Source organism: Derxia lacustris (genome assembly GCF_002105195.1).
GTDB classification, from domain to species: Bacteria; Pseudomonadota; Gammaproteobacteria; order Burkholderiales; family Burkholderiaceae_E; genus Derxia; species Derxia lacustris.
Genome location: NZ_MUHU01000044.1, coordinates 1 through 7,144, shown reverse-complemented (window position 1 = coordinate 7,144; position 7,144 = coordinate 1). Strand labels below are relative to the sequence as shown.

The window sequence follows — 7,144 nt, the reverse complement described above, 5'->3', positions numbered from 1 at the left end:
GCTGATAGGTGGTGGCGAGGCTCATGGCGGCTTCCTGGCGGGTGGGCGAGGGCGGTGCCGGCTCATCTTGCCGCGCGCCGCGTCGGGCCGAAGCGCGCCGCACGCCACAAATCAGCCTGCGCACGTCACGCGGCAGCTGCGACCATGCTGCCTCCATCGACCGCACAAGGACCGCCATGCCACTGACCCGCACAACGAGATGGGGCGCCGCAGCGCTGCTGCTGCTGACGCTGGCACTGCCGGCACGCGCCGCCACCGGACTGACCCAGCTCGCCGGCATCGACGGCGACGGGCCGGTGACGGTGTTCCATCCGGCGGCCGGCAATGCGCGTGCGGTGGTCAAGGGGCCGTTCACGCTCACGGTGGTGCCCGACGGCGTGCCGCTGGCGGGCAACGGGCGGCTGATCGTCATCTCGCACGGCTCGGGCGGCGCGCCGTGGGTCTACACCGATCTGGCCATCGCGCTGGTGGCGGCCGGCTATGTGGTGGCGCTGCCCCAGCACGCCGGCGACAACGCGCGCGACCAGAGCGCCGTCGGGCCGGAAAGCTGGAAGCGCCGCCCGGCCGAGGTGTCGCGCGCCATCGATGCGGTGAGCCGCGACGCCCGGCTGGCGCCGCTGCTGGCGCTCGACCGCGTGGGCATGTACGGCATGTCGGCCGGCGGCCACACGGCGCTGAGTCTGGCCGGCGGGCGCTGGTCGCCGGCGCGGCTGCGCCAGCATTGCGATGCCCATCTGGAAGAGGACTTCCAGGCCTGCGTCGGCCTCGCCACCCGGCTCACCGGCAGCTGGCTCGATGCCGTCCGGCTGACCGTCGCGCGCGCCGTCATCGACTGGAAGCTGGCCGACGCGAGCTGGTACACCCATGACGATCCGCGCATCGCGGCGGTGGTTGCCGGCGTGCCCTATGCCGCCGATTTCGATGCCGATTCGCTCGCCGCGCCGCGCCTGCCGCTCGGGCTGATTGCCGCGCGGCGCGACCGCTGGCTGCATCCGGCCTTTCACGGCGACGCGATCCGCGCCGTCTGCACGCCCTGCGAGACGCTGGCCGATCTGGCCGACGGCGGCCACGGCGCGCTGCTGTCGCCGCTGCCGCCGCTCGGCAACGGCCTGCTCGCCGAGCTGCTGGCCGATCCGCCCGGCTATGACCGCGAGCGCGAAACCGCCGCGATCGATCAGGCGATCGTCGATTTCTTCCAGCGCCATCTGGCGCCGGCCGCGCCCTGGATGTGAAGCGTCAAGAGGTCCGCGGGTTTGCGGCCGGCAAGCCCGCGTGAACTCGTGCGTGATACCGGGCTGGAGGCACGCCTGCCGAAAATCGCGCGAGCGAAATGCCGAGCCCTTGTCCGTCAGCGGGCGCTTCACGGTGACACCCGGCGAGGCGTGCCAGCTCACCCGCCCAGCGCAGCGAATTCGCGGTCCGACGCGGCGAGTTGCAGCTGAGGTCGGCCCAGTACCGGACGACGGTGCGGCTGGTCCGGGCGCCCGCCTGCGCCGCAAGCGCTTTCAGGCCGTCCGCGGCGGCACGCCACCCGCGTGCCGCTCCAGCCCGTCGTCCTCGACCGGCCACCAGTCGCAGGCCGAGGCCACATGCTGATGCAGCCCCGGCCGCGCCGCGACCGGCGAGTCGAGCAGCCCGGCGCGCAGCCGCACCACGCCCGGCAGGCTGTCGCGGTCGCTGAACACCGGCGAGCCACAGACCGAGCAGAACCAGCGCCGCTTGCCAGGCGACGATTCATAGGCGCGCAGCAGCGCCTCGCCGCGCTCGAAGCGCAACTGCTCGCGCCGCAGCGACAGATTGGTCGCGAGCGGCCCGCCCTGGGCGCGCCGGCACTGGCCGCAATGGCAGATCTGGATCGGCGGCAGCTCGCCGGTCACGCCAAAGCGCACGCCGCCGCACAGGCAGCCACCCGCATGCATCGTCATCGTCCGTCCCTCCGGGTTCAGCGCGCGGCGCCGAGCCCGCGCAGCACCGTCGCGACCGATTCGAGCACGTCGTCGGCCAGCTCGCGGTCGGTCTTGAGCACGCCGTGGGAGATCGCCATCGCGCCCGTGAGCGCGGCCACGATCGTCGTCGCGAGCGCCTCGCGCTGCGGTGTGTCGGGCAGGCCGGCAAGCACCGCGGCACGCAGCGTGACGAAGGACTCGGCATAGCTGCGGCTCACCGCCTCGCCCTGGCGCCCGATCTCGCAGGCCGAGGCGAGCAGCGGGCAGGCGTCGGCGAGGTTGTCGCGCTTGGCCGGCGTGAGATAGCGCGCGAGCAGGTCGTCGAGCGCCATCGGCGCGTCGGCCTTGTGCCGGGTGAGCCGGTCGAAGCCGCGCCCGAAGCTGTCGGCGAGCGCGCAGGCGGCCAGCTCCTGCTTGTCGGCGAAATGCTTGTACAGCGCGCCGTGCGTCAGCCCGGCGGCGGCGCAGATCTCGGCCACGCCCACGCCGTCGATGCCGCGCTCCTTGAACAGCCGCGCCGCCGCGTCGAGCAGCGCCTGCCGGTTCTGCGCCGCCTGCTCCTTCGTGACCCGCATGGCCTGTCCTCCGGCAAAAGTCTTTGACGATGAGCGCAATCATAATTTAGATTGCGACCGCAATCTTTCAACCGTCGCCCGGAAGGACCGCCATGCTCGCCCGCCCCCTCGCCGCCCGCCTCGGGCGTCACGGCATCCATTACGCGTGGATCGTCGCCGCCGTCACCTTCGTCGCGATGCTCGTGACCTCGGCCGCGCTCGGCCTGCCCGGCGCGCTGCTGCAACCGCTCGAACGCGAATTCGGCTGGAGCACCGACGCGCTGTCGTCGGTGTTCGCGGTGCGCTTCGCGCTGTTCGGGCTGATGGGGCCGTTCGCGGCGGTGGTCATGCTGCGTTTCGGGCTGAGGCGCGTGGTCGCCTTTGCGGCGGCGCTGATCGGCGTCGCGCTGCTCGCGGGCACGCATGCGGGTTCGCTCGGCCAGCTCTTTCTGGTGTGGGGGCTGATGCTCGGCTTCGGCACCGGCATGACGGCGATGGTGCTCGGCGCGATGGTCGCCAACCGCTGGTTCACCGAGCGGCGCGGCCTGGTGATGGGCCTGCTCGCGGGCAGCAGCGCGACGGGGCAGCTCCTGTTCCTGCCGCTCGCGGCCTGGCTGGTCGAGCATGTGGGCTGGCGCACGGCGGTGCTGCCGGTGTGCGCGGCGGCGCTCGGCGTGTTCGCGCTCGTGCTGCTGCTGCTGAGCGACCATCCGGCCGACCTCGGCCTGCGCGCCTACGGCGAGACCTCCGATGCGCCGCCCGCGCCGCTGCCCGCCGCCGACTTCCTCGCGCCGTTCCGCACGCTCGCGGCGGTGTCGGGCAACCGCACGTTCTGGATCCTCGCGCTCACCTTCTTCATCTGCGGACTGAGCACCAACGGCCTGGTGCAGACGCATTTCATCTCGCTGTGCGGCGACTACGGCCTCGGCCCGGTGCCGGCGGCGTCGGTGCTGTCGATGATGGGCGTGTTCGATCTGGTGGGCACGACGCTGTCCGGCTGGCTGTCCGACCGCTTCGACAACCGCAAGCTGCTGGCCTGGTACTACGGCCTGCGCGGGCTGTCGCTGCTGTGGCTGCCGCATGCGGATTTCACGCTGCTCGGGCTGTCGGGCTTCGCGATGTTCTACGGCCTCGACTGGATCGCCACCGTGCCGCCGACGGTCAAGCTGTGCGCGGCCGAGTTCGGCAAGGAGCGCGCGGGCGTGGTGTTCGGCTGGGTGTTCGCGGCGCATCAGCTCGGCGCGGCCACGGCGGCCTACGGCGCGGGGCTGACGCGCGCGGTGCTGTTCAGCTACGGGCCGGCGCTGGTGGTGGCGGGCGCGGCCTGCCTGATCGCGGCGGGCGCGGTGATGCGCGTGCGGCTCGTGCCGCGCCTGGATGGCAAGACCTGAAGCCCCCCGGGGCCGCGACGGATGGCCGGCGGCGGTGGTGAAGCCCTCCCAGCCGCCGGTGCCGGCCGGGTCCACGTCGGTGCCCGTGTTCTTGCGGGGCGCTGCGCTGCGAAAGATTTCCATGGTCGCTCCGTGATGCGACGGTCCGCGCGGAATGCGTCGGCCCATGTCGCAGGCTTGCGTGCGCCGGCCACGCGCGACAGCGGCGCGACGGACTTCGGCCTGGCGGCGGGCGCCGGCAAGTGGGGGCGGGCGACAGCGGGCTTTCCCGCCCCGGTGCGCGCTCCGCGCCGGCGCTTGCGGTGGTGAAATCGGCGCCCCGCCCACTTCTGCCCCGGCCGCCACCATGCCCGTCGATCTCGCCCTCAAGCTTTGCCGGTCCGCCGTCGCGGCGCTGCTGCTCGCCGCCGGCGCCGCCGCCCACGCCGACACGCTCTGGAAATGGAGCTACACCGCGCCCGGCATCGTCGCGCGCGGCACGCTCACCACCACCGACGCGGCCGATGCCGAGGGCTATCACCGCATCACCGGCATCGACGGCAAGCGCAACGGCGAGGCCGTGGTGGCGCTGGCGCCAGCCGGCCGCGCGATTCCGGGCAACGACGGCTATCCGGTCGACAACCGCATCCGCTACGGCGAGGACGGCATGCTCACGATCCACGGACTCGGCCTTGTCACCGCCTCGGGCGCCCAGGCCAATGCCTTCTTCGACGGCCGGCGCGGCGCCGTGCCCTACCGCGAGGTGTTCTCCAGGGACGGCAAGCTGACCGAGACCGACGTGCTGTTCACCGCCGCGCCGGTGGTGGAGCGCTGAGCTGGCTGTCGCGCACAGCGCTTGCAACCGCCTTCATGGCGCCAGCCCGTCCGCGGCGCCCAGCGCGTCGAAAAAAACTGTCCCGGCGGCAGGCAGGCGCTCGACCGGTGCGGCTCGACATCGCGCGCCGCGACCGGCCTGCGCCGTGCAAACTCGCGGCAATTCAGACGACCGGCGCTCGTCGCTTCTTCTCACCGATTGTTCATGCTGCTTTTTCCCTTGCTGCAAATGATGAATCCGGCCATTGCGCCCGGAAATTCAAAGATTCATCTGGCCATCTCCAATGGCATCGAGGATCCGCTCGCGGTCTATTTCGATGGCGGATTCAATGCCTGGCAGTGCCTGCAAAGTCGGCGCAATTTTGAGCGTACACATGTGGTTTCGCTCATTCGCATGCATGGCGGCGAGGATCGCTGGCTGTTTGCCGGCGTTTACCGGTCGGGGCTGCCGGCGGCGCAGCCTGGCAAGTCGGAATGGATTTATCCGCTTGAAGAATTGCCCGAATGCACCGAAATGAATGGAAGAATCGTCGTGCGTTTCCGGCGATCGAGCCGCCAGTCCTATCTGCTTGCCGAGAATTGCGCCGGCAGCCTCGTGCTCGATGCAATCCTCCCCGAGCGCTTGTCGATCGGCGAATTTCCCGGCTTCAAGGCGGTAAATCTCGACAAGTCGGAGCTCGATCTCATTGTCCGGCATGAGGTCGAATCCTGGCGCGCGGCGCTGTCGAGCGTGGCCGGCGTCTATCTCATTTCGGATGGCGTGAGCGGCCGGCTTTATGTGGGCAGTGCAATCGGCGAAGGCGGCATCTGGCAGCGCTGGCAAAGTTATGCATCTACCGGGCATGGCGGAAATGTTGAATTGGTCAGGCTGCTCGCCGAGGCCGGCGCCGATCGTGCCAAGGGTTTCCGTTATTCAATTCTCGAAATCGCCGATACTCATGCGAGCGGCAACGACATTCTCCGGCGCGAATCGCACTGGAAGGAAGTGCTGCTCACTCGGCAATTCGGCCTCAATGCCAATTGAGTCGGGCATGCATGCCGCAATGCATCGAAGCCCGGCTTCTGGATTTGCCCGGAGGAGTTCATGACCGACCCGTCCGCATCGCCCGCGCCGCCCGCGCCGCCCGCGCCGCCCGCACCGGCCCCGGTTCGCACCCCTGCCGCGACGCTGCTCGAGAGCGTCACCCGATTCGCCGCCATCGCAGGCTCGCTCGTCGCACTCGGCCAGACCACCTCGTCATGGATCGACGGCATCTATTCGGCGCGCGCCGAACGCGAGAAAACCGAGCGCGAAGTGCGACTGGCCGATATCACCGAGCGCAGCAAGCTGGCCGAGAACTATCTGCAATTGATTCTCGCCAAGGACACGCCGGTCGACGGACGCGCCATTCTCTACAGCGCGCTCGGCCAGATCGAGGGCCATCCTTTGCAGCAATGGGCACGCCAGCGCTATGAGCTGTATTTGCAGAATCAGGCCCAGCTGGAACAGGCCTATTCGGCCCAGACCGAGGCGGCGCGGCATGCGCAGGAATCGGGTGGGCGAGTGGTTGCGCTCACCGCCGATATCGAGACGCTGAATGTCGAGATCAAGCAGAACATCGACAATCCGGACAAGCTGCGCGAATTGCAGGCGCGCCGCATCGACCTGTCGGGCAAGCTCGCGCGGGAAAGCGCCGCACTGTCGGTGGCGCAATTGCGGATCGACGAAGTGAAGGCCGTCATCGGCCGGGCGGTGACCGTCGATGCCACTGCCGCCGTACCGCTGAAGACGCGTGCCGATGCCATCGGCAATCTCAGCACCAAGGTGGATGCGGCCATGCTCAAGTCGCTGTTTCCCGAATCGGCGGCGGCCAATATCGATGGCGGCGCCGAATTCCTGCAAGCGGCACTCGAAGAATTCCGCATTTCCGATCCGCGCATGGTGGCGGCCATCATTGCCACCATTGCGGTCGAAACGCCCAAGTTCGAGGCCTATGAAGAGCCGGTGTCGCAGGGCGCGCGTTATGAAGGCCGGCGCGATCTGGGCAACGACACGGCCGGCGACGGCGTGAAATATCGCGGCCGGGGTTATGTCGGCATCACCGGCCGGGCCAATTACCGCCTTGTCAGCGAACAGCTCGGGCTCGGCAGCCGGCTGGTCGATTCGCCCGACGATGCGCGCAGCCCGGAGGTGGCGGCGCGGGCGCTGGTCTGGTGGTTCTACAAGCGCCAGGACAGGCTCGCCACGATTGCCGACGACCGCGAGTTCGCCACCGCCGCGCGTCGTCTGGTGGCGGGTGGCACGCGCGACCTCGACCGCTTTCTCGCCGTGTACGGCAAGGCGCTCGACAAGCTGGCCGCCGGCAGCCGCTGAGCCGACGGCGGGGGCGTCTGCCTCGTGTGCGGGCATTTCTGGCATATGGCTTGCTGAGCTTGCCCACTTCTCTGCCCCCCCGCCTCC

Annotated in this window: 7 protein-coding genes; 5 read left to right on the top strand and 2 right to left on the bottom strand. The window is 69.8% G+C overall.

Annotation, left to right across the window (positions count from 1 at the left end):
- Nucleotides 1-176: 176 nt before the first annotated feature.
- On the top strand, nucleotides 177-1,232 hold the full coding sequence (locus tag B9P64_RS21605; RefSeq protein WP_085318175.1) for an alpha/beta hydrolase family protein: 1,056 nt from the start codon (nucleotides 177-179) through the stop codon (nucleotides 1,230-1,232).
- A 273-nt stretch (nucleotides 1,233-1,505) separates the two neighbouring features.
- On the opposite strand, the gene B9P64_RS21600 is transcribed toward B9P64_RS21605, so the two are convergent.
- Both B9P64_RS21600 and B9P64_RS21595 read right to left on the bottom strand, forming a co-directional pair.
- Nucleotides 1,506-1,925, bottom strand: coding sequence for a GFA family protein (locus tag B9P64_RS21600; protein ID WP_217808734.1), 420 nt, complete (start codon nucleotides 1,923-1,925; stop codon nucleotides 1,506-1,508).
- 17 nt (nucleotides 1,926-1,942) lie between these two features.
- A complete protein-coding gene (locus B9P64_RS21595) occupies nucleotides 1,943-2,521 on the bottom strand; it encodes a TetR/AcrR family transcriptional regulator (protein ID WP_085318174.1) in 579 nt (192 codons plus the stop codon).
- A 92-nt stretch (nucleotides 2,522-2,613) separates the two neighbouring features.
- On the opposite strand from B9P64_RS21595, the gene B9P64_RS21590 reads away from it, so the two are divergent.
- The 4 genes from B9P64_RS21590 to B9P64_RS21575 all read left to right on the top strand — a co-directional run bounded on the left by B9P64_RS21590 (nucleotide 2,614) and on the right by B9P64_RS21575 (nucleotide 7,057).
- Nucleotides 2,614-3,891, top strand: a complete 1,278-nt coding sequence (locus B9P64_RS21590) for an MFS transporter (protein WP_085318173.1) — start codon at nucleotides 2,614-2,616, stop codon at nucleotides 3,889-3,891.
- A 346-nt stretch (nucleotides 3,892-4,237) separates the two neighbouring features.
- On the top strand, nucleotides 4,238-4,705 hold the full coding sequence (locus B9P64_RS21585) for a hypothetical protein (RefSeq protein ID WP_085318172.1): 468 nt from the start codon (nucleotides 4,238-4,240) through the stop codon (nucleotides 4,703-4,705).
- 21 nt (nucleotides 4,706-4,726) lie between these two features.
- Nucleotides 4,727-5,728, top strand: a complete 1,002-nt coding sequence (locus B9P64_RS21580; protein ID WP_217808733.1) for a GIY-YIG nuclease family protein — start codon at nucleotides 4,727-4,729, stop codon at nucleotides 5,726-5,728.
- Between the two features lie 60 nt (nucleotides 5,729-5,788).
- Nucleotides 5,789-7,057 (top strand): glycoside hydrolase family 19 protein, encoded by a 1,269-nt coding sequence (locus tag B9P64_RS21575; protein WP_085318171.1) that lies wholly within the window; start codon nucleotides 5,789-5,791, stop codon nucleotides 7,055-7,057.
- The last annotated feature ends 87 nt before the right edge of the window (nucleotides 7,058-7,144 follow it).

What these genes read in the sequence shown, in the direction of transcription:
- B9P64_RS21585 (WP_085318172.1), top strand. Translation starts at nt 4,238, where the DNA reads ATGCCCGTCGATCTCGCCCTCAAGCTTTGCCGGTCCGCCGTCGCGGCG.
- B9P64_RS21605 (WP_085318175.1), top strand. Translation starts at nt 177, where the DNA reads ATGCCACTGACCCGCACAACGAGATGGGGCGCCGCAGCGCTGCTGCTG.
- B9P64_RS21595 (WP_085318174.1), bottom strand. Translation starts at nt 2,521, where the DNA reads ATGCGGGTCACGAAGGAGCAGGCGGCGCAGAACCGGCAGGCGCTGCTC.
- B9P64_RS21600 (WP_217808734.1), bottom strand. Translation starts at nt 1,925, where the DNA reads ATGACGATGCATGCGGGTGGCTGCCTGTGCGGCGGCGTGCGCTTTGGC.
- B9P64_RS21590 (WP_085318173.1), top strand. Translation starts at nt 2,614, where the DNA reads ATGCTCGCCCGCCCCCTCGCCGCCCGCCTCGGGCGTCACGGCATCCAT.
- B9P64_RS21575 (WP_085318171.1), top strand. Translation starts at nt 5,789, where the DNA reads ATGACCGACCCGTCCGCATCGCCCGCGCCGCCCGCGCCGCCCGCGCCG.